This is a genomic window from Coriobacteriaceae bacterium, from assembly GCA_025992705.1.
Lineage (GTDB): Bacteria > Actinomycetota > Coriobacteriia > Coriobacteriales > QAMH01 > QAMH01.
In genome coordinates, this window is record DAJPGJ010000001.1 from 1,316,142 (window position 1) to 1,332,795 (window position 16,654).

The 16,654-nt window shown below is 65.0% G+C and carries 13 protein-coding genes; 3 read left to right on the forward strand and 10 right to left on the reverse strand.

Annotated features, from left to right (window positions below; translation table 11 throughout):
• The first annotated feature begins 2 nt into the window (after window positions 1-2).
• From OIM11_05960 to OIM11_05970, 3 genes are read left to right on the forward strand one after another with little or no spacing between them, the layout of a single operon-like run.
• Window positions 3-3,431: a DEAD/DEAH box helicase family protein gene (locus tag OIM11_05960; GenBank protein ID HJJ00668.1), complete on the forward strand. Its 3,429-nt coding sequence runs from the start codon at window positions 3-5 to the stop codon at window positions 3,429-3,431.
• On the forward strand, window positions 3,432-4,811 hold the full coding sequence (locus OIM11_05965; protein HJJ00669.1) for an ISL3 family transposase: 1,380 nt from the start codon (window positions 3,432-3,434) through the stop codon (window positions 4,809-4,811). It begins immediately after the preceding gene.
• On the forward strand, window positions 4,811-5,446 hold the full coding sequence (locus OIM11_05970; GenBank protein HJJ00670.1) for a HEPN domain-containing protein: 636 nt from the start codon (window positions 4,811-4,813) through the stop codon (window positions 5,444-5,446). The genes OIM11_05965 and OIM11_05970 overlap by 1 nt, the downstream gene beginning before the upstream one ends.
• Before the next feature lie 133 nt (window positions 5,447-5,579).
• Here the strand turns inward: OIM11_05970 and OIM11_05975 are convergent, their stop codons facing one another.
• From OIM11_05975 to OIM11_06020, 10 genes are all read right to left on the reverse strand, one after another.
• Window positions 5,580-5,711, reverse strand: a complete 132-nt coding sequence (locus tag OIM11_05975; GenBank protein ID HJJ00671.1) for a hypothetical protein — start codon at window positions 5,709-5,711, stop codon at window positions 5,580-5,582.
• Complete coding sequence (locus OIM11_05980) at window positions 5,711-6,451, reverse strand: class B sortase (protein ID HJJ00672.1); 741 nt, start codon at window positions 6,449-6,451, stop codon at window positions 5,711-5,713. Before OIM11_05980 ends, OIM11_05975 begins: the two co-directional genes overlap by 1 nt.
• Before the next feature lie 69 nt (window positions 6,452-6,520).
• Window positions 6,521-9,589 carry a VaFE repeat-containing surface-anchored protein gene (locus OIM11_05985; protein ID HJJ00673.1) on the reverse strand — a complete coding sequence of 1,023 codons (3,069 nt, stop codon included), beginning with the start codon at window positions 9,587-9,589 and terminating at the stop codon, window positions 6,521-6,523.
• 17 nt (window positions 9,590-9,606) lie between these two features.
• Entirely contained in the window at window positions 9,607-10,083 is a 477-nt protein-coding gene (locus tag OIM11_05990) for a DNA gyrase (GenBank protein ID HJJ00674.1), read from the reverse strand.
• Between the two features lie 128 nt (window positions 10,084-10,211).
• A complete protein-coding gene (locus OIM11_05995) occupies window positions 10,212-11,198 on the reverse strand; it encodes a conjugal transfer protein TrbL (protein ID HJJ00675.1) in 987 nt (328 codons plus the stop codon).
• 14 nt (window positions 11,199-11,212) lie between these two features.
• Window positions 11,213-11,920 (reverse strand): hypothetical protein, encoded by a 708-nt coding sequence (locus OIM11_06000; protein ID HJJ00676.1) that lies wholly within the window; start codon window positions 11,918-11,920, stop codon window positions 11,213-11,215.
• A gap of 15 nt (window positions 11,921-11,935) precedes the next feature.
• Entirely contained in the window at window positions 11,936-13,510 is a 1,575-nt protein-coding gene (locus tag OIM11_06005) for an NlpC/P60 family protein (protein HJJ00677.1), read from the reverse strand.
• The gene (locus tag OIM11_06010) at window positions 13,503-16,013 is read right to left on the reverse strand and encodes a DUF87 domain-containing protein (protein ID HJJ00678.1); all 2,511 of its coding nucleotides are present in this window, start codon (window positions 16,011-16,013) and stop codon (window positions 13,503-13,505) included. The genes OIM11_06005 and OIM11_06010 overlap by 8 nt, the downstream gene beginning before the upstream one ends.
• Window positions 15,997-16,404 (reverse strand): PrgI family protein, encoded by a 408-nt coding sequence (locus OIM11_06015; protein HJJ00679.1) that lies wholly within the window; start codon window positions 16,402-16,404, stop codon window positions 15,997-15,999. Before OIM11_06015 ends, OIM11_06010 begins: the two co-directional genes overlap by 17 nt.
• 18 nt (window positions 16,405-16,422) lie before the next feature.
• Entirely contained in the window at window positions 16,423-16,638 is a 216-nt protein-coding gene (locus OIM11_06020; protein HJJ00680.1) for a hypothetical protein, read from the reverse strand.
• Between the last annotated feature and the right edge of the window lie 16 nt (window positions 16,639-16,654).

Here is a 16,654-nt window from a genome sequence, read left to right on the forward strand (position 1 = left end):
CCATGACAAAGGTCGATATGCATATCCCAGGCAAATCCGATCTCGACGTCAGTTTCGACGGCAGCCGGAAGATCCATCAGGAGGCGCCGTTCGAGCGCTACATATCTCGCAAGGTCGCAGGGCTGGAGCATTCGGGCTGGGCCCTCTCACCTGACGATACGGGGTTCGACCCGAACGACGCACTCGTGTTCGACGACTTCGTCGCCTGGCTCGAGGCCACCGCGCCGGAGAAGCTCGACAAGATGCGCCGAGAGAAGGGCGCCCGCTGGGCCGACCAGCTGAAGCGCGCCCTGGTGAAGAGTCTCGAGAGGAACGGCACCGTCCTCACGCTGCGCAAGGGCTTCCAGATGGCGGGCTATCAGACCATCGAGTGCATGGCGGGCTACCCGGACGACGAGCGCGTGCCCGGGGCGAGGGAGCGCTACGACGCCAACATCCTGCGCTTCATGCACCAGGTCCACTACCAGACCGCCGGGAGCAAGTCTCTCGACTTCGTCCTGTTCGTCAACGGCATCCCCGTCGCCACCGGCGAGGTCAAGACCGAGCTCACCCAGACCGTGCGTGACGCCATCGACGAGTACGCCGACGAGCGTAAGCCGGTGGAGCCCGACGGCGGCAGGAAGAACCCGCTGCTCATGTACAAGAGGGGCGCCGTGGTCCACTTCGCCGTCTCCGAGGACGAGGTCTGGATGTGCACGAACCTCGGCCCCTTCCCGAGCAAGTCGGCGAGGCCCCGCTTCCTCCCGTTCAACCTGGGACGCGACGGCGGGGCGGGCAACCCGGACGCGCCGGAGGGCGAGTACAGGACCCACTACCTCTGGGACACCATCCTCCAGCGCGACAACTGGCTGTCCATCTTCGACCGCTTCGTCTTCGAGGAGGTCGAGGACAGGCAGGACGCGAGCGGCCGGTGGCGCAGACAGGCGACCCAGATCTTCCCCCGCTACCACCAGTTCGACGCCGAGAGGAAGGTCCTGGCCGACGCGCGCGAGCACGGGGCGGGGCGCCGCTACCTCATCGAGCACTCGGCCGGCTCCGGCAAGACCGAGACCATCTCATGGGCTGCGCACGACCTCGCGAGGCTCCGCCGCGCGGACGGCGAGAAGATGTTCTCGAGCGTCGTGGTGGTCACCGACAGGCTGTCGCTCGACCAGAACATAAAGAAGACCATCTCCCAGCTCTCCAAGGTGACGGGACAGGTCGTCATGATCGGCCGCGACGAGAGGGGCAACGCCGTCTCGGACGGCTCAAAGAGCTCCCAGCTCGTCGAGGCCCTGCGCCAGAAGAGGGAGATCGTCGTGGTCACCATCCAGACGTTCCTCTACGCCTGGCCGGACATCGCGGTGCTGCCCGAGCTCGACGGCGCCGGCTTCGCGGTGATCGTCGACGAGGCGCACAGCTCCCAGGAGGGCAGCTCGGCGGCGTCCCTCAAGACCGCCTTCAACGCGGCGGCGGACAAGCTGAAGTTCGAGAGGATGCTCGACTTCGACGACGACTCGGGCGACGACGGGTCGGTCATGGACGCCTACTTCGCCCAGATGCAGGCGAGCAACCTCATGCCGCCGAACGTCTCCTTCCTCGCGTTCACCGCGACCCCCAAGGCCGAGACCAAGACCCTCTTCGGCACGCCGACGGGCGAGGAGGACGAGGACGGCAACCCGGTCATGGGCAGCTTCCACCTCTACCCGATGCGGCAGGCGATCGAGGAGGGCTACATCATCGACCCGCTCTCGGGATACGTGCCCTTGAAGACCCTCACGAGAATCGAGGACGAGTCCGAGGACGCCGACGGGAGACTCGTCGACGAGCGCCGCGCCAGGAGGAAGATCGCCAAGTGGCGCTCGCTCCACCCGACGAACGTCATGGAGAAGGCCAAGTGGATCATCGACCACTTCGTCGACAACGTGGCGCCGCTCCTGAACGGCGAGGCCAAGGCCATGATCGTCACCTCCGGGCGTCCCGAGGTCGTGCGCTACAAGTACGCGATAGAGGCGTACCTCCGCGCCCGCCCGGACCTCGACCCCGCCAAGGTCGAGCCGAGGCTGCGCTTCAAGGTGCCCGGCGAGCCGCTCGTCGCCTTCTCCCAGAAGGTCCTGGGCGACAGGTGCGTCCTGCCCGAGGACGAGTACCTCGAGGACAACCCGTTCGCCCTCATCGAGCGCGGATACGAGTACACCGAGGCCAACATGAACCCGACCGGGCAGGGCCCGGTCGAGAGGGCGTTCGACCGCCCCGAGAGCAGGCTGCTCATCGTGGCCAACAAGTTCCAGACCGGGTTCGACCAGAAGAAGCTAGTCGCCCTCTACGTCGACAAGCCGCTCGGCAACGCCATCGAGATCGTGCAGACCTACTCGCGCGTCAACAGGACGTGCTCCGGCAAGGACAGGGTCTTCGTCGTCGACTTCGTGAACGACCCCGAGACGGTTCTCGCCGCCTTCAAGACCTACGACAAGGGCGCGACGATGAGCGCGGCCCAGGACCCGAACGTCGTCTACGACCTGAAGGACGCCCTCGACGCGGCCGACGTGTTCGCGACGCGAGACGTCGAGGGGTTCAAGGAGGCGCTCTACAGGTCCAAGGGCCTCGCAGCCGGCGGGGAGAGCGATGCCTACAGGACCGCCCTCTACTCCGCCGTCTCCGGGCCCGCCGAGATCTTCCGCGAGAGGTTCGCGGCGGCCAGGGACTCCTACGAGACTTGGCTGGAGTGCGCCAACCGGGCGGAGGCGGCCGGCGAGGCCGAGGAGGCGGAGAGGGCCAAGAGGAGCGCGGACGAGGCGGCGGGACGCGTCGCGGAGCTGATGACCTTCAGGAAGAAGCTCTCCAAGTACTGCTCCGCCTACACGTTCCTGTCCCAGGCGCTCGACTTCGGCGACCCCGACCTCGAGGTGTTCTACAGCTTCGCAAAGCTGCTCGGCCACAGGATCGCGGGCACCTCGCTCGACGACGTCGACGTGCGCGGCCTCGTGCTCCGGGACTTCCGCATATCGGCCCAGAAGGTCCCCGAGGGGGTCGAGGGCGGCGAGCTCATGCCGATGGGCGCGGGCGGCTCAGGCGCCGCTCCCAAGCGCGACACCATGGCGAGGATCGTGGAGAGGCTGAACCGCACGTGGGGCGACGAGGGCGACCCCCTCGTGAAGGCCCGAGCCGTCAATGCGGTCTCCGACGCCGTGGCGGCAGACCCCGTGACCAACACGCAGATCACGAACACGAGCAACACGAAGGAGGCTGTCCTCGCGGACGGGCGCCTGCGCAACATCGTCATCAGGGCCCTCATGTCGATGATGAGCAACGAGCTGGGAGACCTCGCCGAGCAGGCGCTCGACGACCCGCAGGCGATCGAGCCCCTGGCCGACCAGGTGTACGACCTCATCTCGCAGGGGAAGCGCTACGACATCGCCGAGCTCGCCTCCTACCTCTCGAAGGGGGAATAGATGGGCGCGGCGGGCTACGTCGAGGAGCTGCTCGGCGTCCGGGGCTGCGAGCTCATCGGCAGTGCGACCAAGGTCGATTGCGGCAGGAGGCTCCAGCAGTTCGACCTGAGATACCGCGGGCCCGTCCCCGCATCGTGCCCCGAGTGCGGCGGGACGCTGCACAGCCACGGCGCGAGGACCGTCGGCGTTGTGTCGACGCCACACTTGGGCATCCCGACGAGGCTCGAGATAGGGTTCCCGCGGATGCGATGCCCGGAGTGCGGCTACGTGTGGCGCCCGGCGATAGGCGGGGTCGACGCGGGTCACCGAATGACGGAGGCGGCATACGCCGACATCGCCCAGCGCTCACTCAGGCTCACCTTCCGCGAGGTCGCCGAGGAGTACCCGCTCTCGCACGTCACCGTGAAGAACGTCTTCGAGGACTACGTCCGCGAGAACGCCTCGAGGCTTCGCTTCAAGGTGCCGGCGTTCCTGGGCATAGACGAGAAGAACCTCAAGAGGGTCGGCATGGTGACCGTGATCACCGACCTCGAGCACAGGACGGTCTTCGACATGGTGCCCGGCAGGACGCAGTCCGACCTCGACGCCTATTTCTCCTCGTTGGAGGGCCTCGAGCGCGTACGATGGGTCTCGAGCGACATGTACCGGCCGTTCTGGAGGAGCATAGCCAAGTACACCCCGAACGCGACATGGGTCATCGACCACTTCCATGTCGTGAGGGGAGCCAACGAGGCCTTAGACGCGGTCCGCAAGGGCCTCCAGGGAGCCCTCGACAGGAAGGGCCGCCTTGAGCTAAAGAAGGGCCTCGCCTACGCCCTCAGGAAGCGGACACGCGACCTCAGCCCCTACGAGGCGTCGGCCCTAAGGGCGCTACGGGAAGACCCCTCCTACTCGACGCTGATGACCGCGTACGACCTCAAGGAGGACTTCTTCGGCATTTACGACGACCATCCGTCCTCACGCGAGGAGGCTGAGGCGGCGTTCGACGCCTGGATTCGGGAAATTCCCGATGGCAGGGAGTTCGATCCGTTCAGAGCCCTTGCTCGGACCGTCCAGAACCACCGCGAGTTCATCTTCAACTACTGGGAATGCCCCAGCCGCATCTCGAACGGCTACACCGAGTGCGCGAACCGGCTCATCAACGAAACGGACATGAGAGGGCGCGGATACTCGTTCGAGACGCTTCGGGCAAGGACCCTCTACCGCAGGCAGAACCTCGACCGCATCATCGCGAGCAACGGGCTCACGATCGGCCCTCGCATCGATGCTCCCGGCCCGCTCTTCGTGACCGAGCCCGACCGCGAGGACGAGGCCGTGGACGAGTTCATAGACCCGAGGTCGGGAGTGAAGGTCGACGCAACGACTGGGGAGGTCCATTAATGGGGAGCATATTCACCGAGCATGTATTTCCTAGATACGTGGGGCGTCAAGTGATGAAGCCCCAGATGAACGGCTTTAACGACCCCACCCTGAGGGATTTCTCCCTGCTCGACTCATCCGTCTTGATGAAGGAAAAACTCAAGGGCGAGATGTTCGAGGAGGAGTTCATCCGCTCGTTCCTCAACGCCGCGAAGGAACTGGCGGCCGCCGGAAGAAGGGCCATCGACCGACCTGGGATGTACGTGATGCTGAAGCACTCCTATGCGATCCCGGTCCTGTTCCTCACGAGACACTGCATGGAACTAGCTATCAAGAGGGTGATTAGGAAGTGCGGAGTCGAGCCCAAGAGAGAGCACAGCCTCACGAAGCTGTGGAGCTCACTGCTCTCGAGGTTCCCAGGGCAGAGGTGCCGTGAGGACAACAGGGCCATCAAAAATATGGGCGCATTCGTAGAGGCCGTAGCCGACATCGACGACAACGGCATCAGTCTTCGCTATCCGCAGGACAGTTCAGGAAGGCTCACGCAGGATAGGCCGCTCTTCGTGAATGACGAGGAAGTCGCCTCATATCTAGAGAAGTTCGTAGAGCAACTAGAGCTGATTGACTTCGACATGATACATAGAGACGTTAAATAAGTGGTTGGATTATTGCAGCTCCAGCTGTTAGAAAGATGGTTGGATGAGTTGATTTAGACTCAACAGCAACCAACCAGAGATTTACCAATTTCCAACCACTTGTTTTACATACCCTTTTTTTGCCGAAAGCAGCCTAGGGTTCCCGCTTGCCCTCGGCGAGCATTTCCTCACGTTCGCTCATGGCGCCCACCCGAATGCAGGCGTACCCCACGATCGCGCACGCCATCATCGCCATGCCGATGAAGAAGCATATGGTCGATTGCATCACACCACCTCCTCCCGCGCATACACTATCGTCCTCTCGTGCCCGTTCCACCTGCCGTAGCTGCAGGTGCAGAACGCCTTGACGCTATCCGCCTCAACGTCGACGTCGAGCACGACGTCCGCTTCGGCCAGCAGCCTCTCGAGCCAAAAGCCGAGCTCTCCGTCGTCGGCGAACTCCAGGCGCTTGTGCTCAGCGTTCGAATCCACGACGTCCGCCGCGATGACATTCAGGCGAATGTCCCTCTCGGGTGTCTGCAGGAGAATCTCCTGATGCTCCTGCGCGAACCCCCTGTCCGAGTAGTTCGCGAATGCCGAGAACATGCTGCCGTCGTTCATGTGGTGGCCGAACATGAGAGCGAGCGGGCTGTCGATTCCCCGCCCCGCGCAGCCGGCGTCGAGGTAGGGGCATCCGTAGGGGTTCCAGCCGCGGTAGACGTCGTGGTCGAGGTAGAAGGTCGGATCGTCGGCGCTCGCCTGTACCACCGGATAGTCAATATCAGTCCCCGGGACGCTCACCCACGCCACGATGTCGGGGTTCACCGACAGCCAGAATTCCCAGTCGACCGTCGGGGCGCCATCGGATGCCGCATCGCTTCCCGAAGCATCTGCCAAGATAGGAGAGGGGTCTACATCTGCCGCCCTGTCATGGATGCTGAAGAGCCACAACCCCAACGCCGCAGCACCGACCAGCGCTGTCACCGCCACCATGATTGCAAATCGCTGCTTGATATTTGTGCTCACTTGAACCTCCAGGAAGACGGGCGGGGAGGCTCATCGCCGCCCCGCCCTCTTCGATCGACCGGGACCCGGCTACTTCTCGGGACCCTCGTCAGTGGATCCCTCGCCAACTGATGCGTTTCGACGGATGCGGCCGCGAAGCGCGTATGCGCCCGCAGCGCCGCCGCAGAGGATCAAGGCGCTGATCAGAACCCATACGGGAAGCAGGTCGCCTCCCGTCTTGTCGTAGGGGGTGCCGAGAGTCTCGGGGTTGTCGACGACCACGGTCTGCCCCTCGTCCTCGAGGTCCTGATGTACCGCGATGACGTTCCCGTTCACGTCGAGCACCTCCTCGAACGCCACGAGGGAGGCGCCCTCCTCGAGCTGGAAAGCATCGAACTCGAAGGTGATCTCTACGGTTCCCTCAGAACTTTCCGCCACGAACTCCGCGGTTGAGGTCACCGGATTGCCTTCCGAGTCCTCAAGGGGCATGCCAGTCGCCTTGTCCATGATGGTGCCGTGGGCAGTATAGGTTTCTCCTGCGACGAGCCCCTTGTACTCGACGGTATCCACGACGGTGACCGTCCCGTTCTCGACCATGTGGTCGCCGTCGGCGGCGTCGACGAGCGTGGTGCCGATCTCGACGACCGTGACGGACTGGCCCTCGTCCTCGATATCCTCGTGCACCGCGAGGACGGTGCCTTCGGCGTCGAGCAGCTTCTCGAACACCACCAGGCGGTGACCGCCGAGGCCGGAGGAATCGAATGAGAGCTCTACCGTCTGGGTACCCTCGGCAGCTTCGGGCGTGAACTCGACGGTCGCGGCCACGTCAGTCGCGAGAAGCCCCTCGCCGCTTTTCAGCGGCTCGCCCGTCTCGGCATCCATCAGCGTCGCCTCGAGCGTATAAGAGCCTCCAGGGGTCAGACCCTCGAAGGCCACCTCGTCAGCGATGATGACCTCGGAGCCCGTCACGAGCTTGTCGCCGTCGGCGGCGTCGGCCGCCGTGGTGCCGATGTCGACGAAATGGACCGTCTGGCCCTCGTCCTCGATATCTGCGTGGACTGCTACCTCGATGCTATCCTTCACGAGGCTCTCGAAGGCCACGACGTCCTCGCCCGCGAGCAGGCTCGCGTCGAAGGTGAACTCGATGTCCACCGACCCGTTCGTGTTGTTCGCCGTGAACTCCTTGGTGGCGGTCACGGGATTGCCCTCGGCGTCGAGCAGCGGCTCGCCGGTGGACTTGACCATGAGCGTGCCCGTGAGGGTGTACGTGCCTCCGAACTCGAGGTTCTCGTAGTAGACGGTATCCACAATCGTCGTCTGCTCGTTTGCCTGGGCGATCTGGTCACCGTCGGCCACTTCGGTTGCCCGCGTTCCGATCCTCGGCCCCTCCTGGTCGTCGAGCGTCATCCAGACGGCCTCCGCCACGCCGGAGTCGCGCTCGATCCAGAAGGCCTTGGTCACGAGCTCGTAGCCCTCGTTCGCCTCGCAGGGAAGCTCCTCGAGCGTGTACTGGCCGTACGGCAGCGCGCCGAGCGCGTCGTTGGCGGGAGCCGACGAGCCGTCCTCGCCCAGCCCGAACCAGATGCCCGCCGACGGGTCCATCATACCGGCCGTGATGCGGTCGGCTTCGAGCAGGACGTCGTTTCCGTTGGTGTTGGCGGTGTGCCTGTTCCAGCTCGCCTCGGTCGAAGCCTGGCCGTTGCGGTCGGTGACCAGCACGTGCGTCTCGCCGGTCGCCACGTTGGAGATGGCGAAGGGAACCTGCAGGCTCGCGTTGGTGTCCTCGGCCTTCTTGGAGAGCTTGAGGTCGTTGCGGACGACCTGGTTGTAGAAGGTGAGCTCGCCGCCTTCCGCGTCCGCCGTCACGACAAGGCCGTCGGTCCGGATCTCGAAGGTCTTCGGCTCGCCGTCGGTGAGCAGGTAGGAGTCGTTGGTCGCGGTCTCCTGGATGGTGTAGGTGCCGTAGGGCAGCGCGTCGGGCGCGGTCTTCGCGATGTAGGAGCCGATTTCCTCGTCCCACTCGGTCTCGATGGCGGCGACGACCTCGCCCGGCTCGTACCAGGCATCGCCTACGAGGACCTTGTTCTCGGAGGCGTTCGTTATGGCGAACTCGATGCCGGAGAGCGTCGTGCCGACGCCTTCTGCTGCATGCCCGTTCCCGCCGACCGCCTCGGACTCGCCGAGCTCCGCGTCGGCCTTGGTCACCTGCACGCCGCCGCGTATCGCGTCGTCATGCACGGGGTCGCCGGAAAGGTCGACGACCTGGCCGTCGCCCTCGATGGCGAACCCGAGCTCGCCTTCCCAGGGAAGGTAGCCTTCCGGAGCGTTCGCCTCAACGATGCGGTAGGTGCCGCACGGCAGCGCGTCGCTCGCGGTCTGCGCGGTGTAGGCCGAGCCGTCCCAGGAGGTGGAGATGGTCATGACCGTCTCGCCGTCTGCGTAGCTGTGGCCGTTCACGTAGGAGTTCATCCCCGATGCGTTGACGATGGCGAACTCGGCGCCCTCGAGCGAGGCGTCGCCCTGCTCGCCTGCGCCGGCTTGCGCATCGACCTTGGCGATCTTCACGCCGCCGCGCTCCCACGTGAAGCTGGCGAGCGTCTGGGCGTCTGATCCCGCATGGATCCTGATGGCCGAGAATCCCGTGGAGACCTCGTTCGCACGTGCGTTGACCTGGCTCCACACGTCGCCCGCGATCTCGCGCTCCGCCCAGGAGGCGAACTCGGCGCTCGTGCCGTAGGTCGCCTCGGCGGCAGATCCCAGGTTGGCGTACGAGAGCAGGATGTGGCTCGCCACGCGGTACTTGTCCTCGTCCATGCCGCTTCCGTCGTACCAGGAGCTGGGCCACATGGACGCGTCGAAGCCGGGTGCCCCATAGGAGAACCACATGGCCGCCGCCAGATCTCCCGCCTCACTCGTCGGATAGGTTCCCGCATCGGGCGTGGAGCGCGACGGCTCGATGCAGTAGGCGTCGTTGCCGTTGGCGCTCATCTGGGTCGTCTCGTATCCGGCATAGGGGATGCTCTTGCCGATCGAGACGTTCACGTTCCCGGAGGCATATGCCTTGGTCGGGACGATGGCGACGGACAGCACGAGCGCCATCGCCATGGCGACCCGCACGATTTTCGAGGAGGTTATCCTCTCCATCGTCTTCTCTTTCATTTCTCGCGCACCTCCTCCTACATCGCGATGCTCTCGCGGCTCTGGGCGGCGCGCCTATCGCCGTTTCCCAGGCGCTCCGAGCCCTCGCGCGCGCCGCGCGCCTTCTCGGAGAGGCTCTGCAGGTACTCGCTGCGGTTGCGGTCGAGCGCCTCCTTGATCTGCGCCGGCATGACGCGCACGATGTCCTTGGCGGGCTTTCCTCGCTCGTCGAGCACCGGCTGGCCGTCCTCGTCGAGCACGCTTTTCTTGAGCCACACCTCGCGATCCGTCAGAAGCGGGATGTCGCGGTAGTTCTCGCCGCGGTAGCGGGATTCGTTTACGAACATCGGGCTGAACTGGTAGTAGCTCACGTCAACCCCGTCGACCACCGTGCCCTTCGGCAGCGTCACGGAGTTGAAGGTGCGTACCTCTCCGGTCTCCCGGTCGGTGTACTCGATGTCGGTCCGCACGAAGTTCTTGTGGAGCGTGAGGTAGGTGTTCTTCTTCTCAGGCATTCCATGCCCCTTTCTTTGCATCCTCGCAGGCGGTTGTCGATGTGGAAGCCCGCCTGCCTGTCCGTACCGTCGAAAGCCCCTCAGCCGTCCAAGGCGATCACCCCCTTTCAGAGATCCTTCCGACAAGATCAAACCCCGGATACGATGTCGCGCGCCCAAGCGCCGCTCTTGACGAGCGACAGGATCAAAAGCACGCACATCGCCAGGTACTGGAGCGCGTAGGTGAGCCCGGTCGCGATGCCGTCGATGGGGGTTCCCGTCGAGGTGCTCGCCCCGGTGAGCCCGCCCAGGATGAGCGGGAAGGCGACGAGCAGGATCAGGATGATGAGCCCCGCCAGGCACACCGCGGTGAAGTTCTTCAGGTAGCCGATGCCTATCTGGCGCGTGTCGTCGAGCGCCATGAGCGAGAGCGGGATCGGGCCGAACGCCGCCATGACGTAGAGCTGGATGGCGCGCGCCCAGCACACGACGAGCGCCACGATGTAGGCCCCGAGCACCACGACCCAGCTGATGACGGATACCAGGAGCAGCGCGATGAGGGCCGGAACGTCGTCGTCTTCGGTCACCACGCTCACGGCAGAGAGGTCCATCGCGCCGCCCGCGCCGAAAAGCGCCATCGTGCGGTCGATGGCGAGCCCCACCACCGAGTAGATCGCCTCCATGAGCTCGAAGCTGTTCTGTATGAGGAACAGGAACACCGCGAAGAAGACCAGCAGGAAGACGACCTCCTTCACGCCGGGGAAGGAGGCGTTGCCGTCCATGCGCTGGCTTATCTGGATGAGCTTCACCGTGAACACCAGCCCGAGCACCCCGCATCCGATGGGAAGCACTGCGGCGTCCCAGACCCCTCGCGCGATGTCGTACATGGAGACATCTCCTGCGGTCGTGAGCATCTGCGAGAAGTCCGCGCCGATGATGCCCTCGTAGCCGATGCTCGAGAGCACCGCCACCTGGTTGGTGAACATCCAATTGCACGCATCCCGCAGAAGCCCGGCGAGCCATGCGTTCACGTCGTCGGCGATGCTCGCGTAGGCGGGAGACGCCGGGACGAGCATGAGCGTCGCGAAGAGCAAGGTGGAGGCGAACGCGATGCGGAAGCGCCTGTCTGAGATCATCGTCGCCACCCGCCTCATAGCGCGCTCAGCTCCCCGCTCGCGCGGTCTAGGGAGAGCTGAACGATCGTCGATGCTGCGTCGTTCAGGTGGAAGGACGTTGTGAGGACGTCCTCGTTGCAGTCGATGTAGACCTCGCCGTCCCAGGTGGCGAGCGTCGCCGTCGGGGATGCGATCGACGCCCTCTGCGCGATGGCGGAGGCGATCTCGGGATCCTCGGCATCGAGGAGGTCGTTTAGCTCAGAGGGGTGCGCGGCAAGCTCGAGCCCGGCATCGGAGCCTTCGGCGATGAGGTAGTTCTTCGACAGCGAGAACGCGTCGCAGGAGATGCTCTTTCGGCCTCCCGCATCGCTTATGGAGAGCAGTGTCTGGGAGGCGGCCTCACCCGCCGAGCGCGTGAAGGATATCTGCGCCGAGACGCCAGCGTCGGCGGACTCCTCTGAGAGCACCTCGTAGTACATCACCTGCACCCCGGCCTCTCCAGACTCGACGATCGTCGAGTCGGAAAGCGTGAGCGTGCACGCTCCGTCCTCGCTTTCCCAGGTGGTGCCCGCATAGCCCGCGAGCGACTCGTCCGCCTTCTCTATCTTCTGGCTTCGCTCCTCTACGGGAACGACGGCCTCGGGTTCGCTCGGCTCTATCGCGCAACGCGCGAGCCCTGCCCCTATCAGGATCGCTGCGGCGCCCGCGGCGCATATGGCCATCAGTTTCGTCTTCTTGTCCATCTTCTTGCTCCTTGTCTATCGATACGACAGGGCGCAGGTGAAGCTCGAGATCCCGCTTGCGATCTTCACGACCTCGCCCCGATGGGGCGCGTGGATGTAGCGGTCGCCCCCTATGTAGATGCCGACATGCCCCATGCGGTAGAGGATGTCGCCGGGCTGCGCCTCCGAGAGCGCGATCTTCTTTCCCTGCGCGTACTGGGCCTCGGTGTTGCGCGGTATCGAGATGCCGGCCTGCTTGTAGCAATACTGGGTGAGCCCGCTACAGTCCAGGCCGACGCCCGGGGTCGTCCCGCCCCACACGTAGGGGACACCGAGCTGGCTGTAGGCGGCGGAGACGATCGCATCTGCCAAGACCGCCCCGGACCTGAAGTCCTCCAGGCTCATGCCGTCGAAACGGTAGAGGTTGTAGGTCTCCATGGTGGATTTCAGGCTCTCGACGTAGCTCGAGCTCGTCGCCCATCCCGCGTCCTTGAGCCCCTCGGCCATCTTGTCCGAGTCGTGGTTCGCAATCGCCTCGCGTATGAGCGCGTTTGACGCGTAGCGATCGGCCTGCAGGAAGACGCGGCTGCGGAAGCGGATGCACTCCGCGTCGCCGACGAAGCTGATGAAGTCCGCCGTGATGGTGACCTGCTCGCCGCCGTACTCCTCGCCGGTCCTCCACGAGCTCTTCCCCGCGACCTCCTCGCACAGCGCATACGAGCTCGACCACTTCATGCCGAACAGGTTGTGGTCCTGCGTGGCGAGCCCCGAGAGGTGGTCGCCCTGCCCCGACTCGACGATGATCTGCGCGATCGTGCATCCTGCGGGGTGCCCGTACTCCTCCTGACACGCGAGCGCCTCCTCGACCATCTCGTAGGTGATGTAGGGCGGCAGCCCCTCGAGGGAGGCTTTGGACGCCTCGTTTTCCCAGAACCCGAAAAGGGCGCTCACGATCTGGGAGATTGCGAGCACGGCGAGCAAAAACGCCATGATCGCCGCGAGCACGCCCGCCACGGGGACAGCAACCGACGAGCCCGCGCTCACGACCGCGCCCTTGCCGCCGGCGGATGCCGCAGCCTTCGCAGCCCCGGCAGATGCCTGGCTGACGGCCGCATGCCGGGCCTTCGCGGCAGCGCCTTGACCGAAGGCCCCCGCCTTGGCATGCTTTGCGGCCCCTTTCAGCGGGCCTTTAGGCTTCGAGGCGGCAGTAGCCTTCTTGGAGGCGGAATGCCGTGCGATGACGGAGCGTGCGCCGCGGAAGGTGTTGCTCGCCTGTCCGATGCCGGAGAGCTCCTCGGAGTCGTCCGCCTCGGACGCGGCGGCATCGGCGATCGCGCGCTTGAGGTTCCCCTTGGCCTGGGCGGCGAGGCGGGATTTCACCTTCGGCCTGCCCGCACCGACAGGGGAGGGTTCGGCGAAGTCCGCCCTGCCCCGCCCCGGAGATTCGCCCTTCGATGAGAGCACCTCGCCCGCGCGCTCGGTCGATCCTTTCACGATCCCCGCCGAGATGGCGTCTGGCCGGTCGTCCATCCCGAGCGCACGCGCCTGCTCGCGGCTTGCCGCCTCGAGCCGTGCCGATCCGTCCGAGTATGTCGCCGCGCTCTCAGGCATCGCCGCCCTCCCGGGCCCGCGCGAACGCCTGGGCGCGCTTTATCTGGGCGATCTCCTCGGGCTTGGTGTTGAACAGGTCGTAGAGCGCGCCCTTCGGGAAGTCGTCCTTGAGCGGCACGCGCACGCCTCCCGCCACCAGGAGGCCCTCGCCGGCCTTGATCGAGTCGTCGATGTAGCCCTCCTCCTGGGCCGAGAGGGCCAGCAGGTCGACCCAGCTCTTGCGGTCGAGGTGGCTCTGCTTGTGCAGGAGCACGAAATCCGAGTTCAGCACCATGTTGCGGGCGTCCTCGTGCTCGAGCATGTAGGTCGAGTTCTGCGTGATGCCCGTGCAGATCAGGTTGAACTTGCGGCCCTCCGCCCAGAACTTGGAGAAGTAGCTGATGATCGCCGGGTGCCCGAAGAGGCTCTGCACCTCGTCGATGTAGAGCCAGGTGGTCACGCCGCGCTCGAAGTTCGCGTACATGCGGTTGCGCACCGCTTCCAGCGCCGTGAGCATGCCGAAGACCCTCATGTTCTGCGAGAGGTCCTTGAAGTCGACGTTGGTGATGCGGTTGGTGAAACCCACGTTGCTCTGGTGGTTGAAGAACGAAAGCGCCCCCTTCACGTAGCGCTCGTAGCGAAGCGCGATGTCGCGCGCCTCGGGCTCCTCCTGCTCGAGCAGCAGCTCGTAGAAGTCGCCGAGGACGGGCAGGCGCCCCTTGCCCTCACAGCGCATGTAGGCAAGCTCCACGCAGCGGCTGATGATCGACTTGTCCGCCTCGGGCAGCCCCTCGCGCCCCTCTGCCATGGTCGCGCTCGAGAGTGCCAGTATCGCGTCGATCTTGAAGGCGAGCTGCGCCTGGTTGGCCTTGTCGGCGACGTCGGAGAGGTCGAAGGGGTTCATGAACGTGTCGGTGTCCGGCGAGAAGCGTATGCAGGTCCCGCCCGCGGGCTCCACGACCGGCGCGTACTCGCCCGCCGGGTCGAAGACGATCACCTCGTCGTCGGGATAGGCCAGGATAGTGTTCATGATCTCGCGCTTGACGCTGAAGCTCTTGCCCGAGCCCGGCTTGCCGCAGACGAACCCCATGGGGCTCGCGAGCTTCTTGCGGTTGCAGATGACGAGGTTGCCCGACTGCTTGGACTGGCCGTAGTAGCCGCCGCCTTCCTGGTTGAGCTCCTGGGAGGCGAAGGGCATCTGTATGACGATCTGCGCGGTCGTCATGTAGCGCGAAACCTCCACGTGGTTGAGCCCCAAAGGCAGGATCGAGTTCATGCCCTGGCGCTGGCGGTACGAAAGCGGCTCCACCTCGATGGAGCGCTGGCGCGCCGCCGCCATGATCTGGCGGGTCTGGTGGTCGAGGGCCTCTGCCGTGTCCGCGTAGGTGAACACGAGCCCCGTGTAGGTGAACAGTCGCTGGTTCTTGTTCTGGAGCTGGTCGAGGAGCTCTTCGGCCTCCTCCTTGGAGTGCGAGAGCTCGGGAGGCAGGATGGAGAAGTCGTAGCCCTTCTTGACCGCGCTCATCTGCTCGTCGATGACCTCCTTGTCCATCCAGGCGATGCGCTTCTTCACGTAGGCCACCGCGGCGGCCTTGCCCATGGGATGGATGTGGAGCGTGACGTTGAGCGGCATCGGCAGGTCTACGACGTTGGCGATGCAGTCGTCCTCGAGATCGCTGCCAAATCCGCGGAAGACCAGCACGCGGCACCAGGTGCCGTCCGCCCGGTAGCAGTCGGCGCGCCCGTCCGGCTTGAAGTCGAGCACCGAGGGCGCAATGAGGTCCTTGGTGCGAAGCCCGCTTAGCTGGGACAGTTTGTCCCACGAGAAGGTGAACTCCGCTTTCGGCCGCAGCTGTGACTGGACGAGCTCGAGGCGCTCTGCCCCGTCGAGCATGCGCGCCTCGCAGCGGATGCGGGCGAGCGTCTGCATGCAGTCGCCGCGGGCTCGGGCGAGCCTGGGCGCTGCGGCATCGAGGTCGTCCGCCCCCACGAGGAAGGTGAGATAGCGGTGGCGCACGAGGTTGGAGACCCCCTCGCGCATCTTGTCGTTGAGGATGCGGTTGTACTCCTCGACGTACTCGTCGACGCGCGGGTCGCTCTTCTCGAAGAAGCGCTTGCGCCCGATCTCGCGCTCGGGTATGGGAGTGTTGGTTATGGTGAGCTGCACGGAGGTCTCCGAGCCGAAGTAGTCGTAGAGCTCGCTCATCGCCGCGAACACCGACTGCTGGTTCTCCTCGCGCGCGGACTGGTAGCTGATGTCCCCGAACTCGATGGTCTGGCTGAAGAGGCCCTCCTCGACCTGCGCGGTCCCGTCGGCGTACATGGCGTCGTAGCCGATCGCGGAAAGGACGTCTTTGGCCTCGGCTCGCGCGCGCCTCTTGCGGCGCGCCGCCTGCTCGACTTTCTTCTCCTCTTCCTCGAGCCTCGTCGTGCGGGCATGCGCGCCGCGCACGGGCAGCCTGCCCTTGCGTGCCGCCGCCTCCTTTTCCTTGGGTTTCTTATTGGTCTTATCGAACAGCAGCATTCGCCTCCGCCCCCTTCCTCTTCGCCTTGCGCTTGGCCTTTCGCGAAGGGCGTCCCGGCACGGGAGAGGTCTGCGCACCCTCGAGCACGGGTGTGGAGCGGTAGAGGATCCTCTGGTCCTCGAGCTTGAAGTCGAGCCAGAGCGGGACGAACTTCTCGAATTTCATGTGATGGGGCCGCCAGAACCCCGCGAGCCAGAACGGCATGGATGCGCACATGACCGGCAAGGCTGCATCGCGCACCTCGATGCCGAGGGCGAACTGGCAGAGCGCCGCGGCTCCGACGGCGGAGGCGAGTCCGCCTGCGAGGTACGCGAGCGTGCGCGCGGAGAGCTTGCCCACGATCTTCTCGGTGTACTCGCCGATGTCCTTCTGGACCCTTACGGATAGCATTTGCACATCCTCCTTCCCTTAGGCGGGGAGCCAGGACGTGTCGAGCTGGCCGAAGTAGATGGCGGCGGCGATTATGATCGCCCCGCCAGCGATGGTCGAGATCGCGCTGGCGATCTGAGCGCCTCCCTGCTGCTCTCGGATGGCGAGGCCGAGCGACACCGCGCCCCAGACGATTAAGAAACCCCCTAGGAACGTGACGCAGCCGGAGACGAGTCCGATGATGTTTGAGAGCATCTTGGCTCCTTTGCAT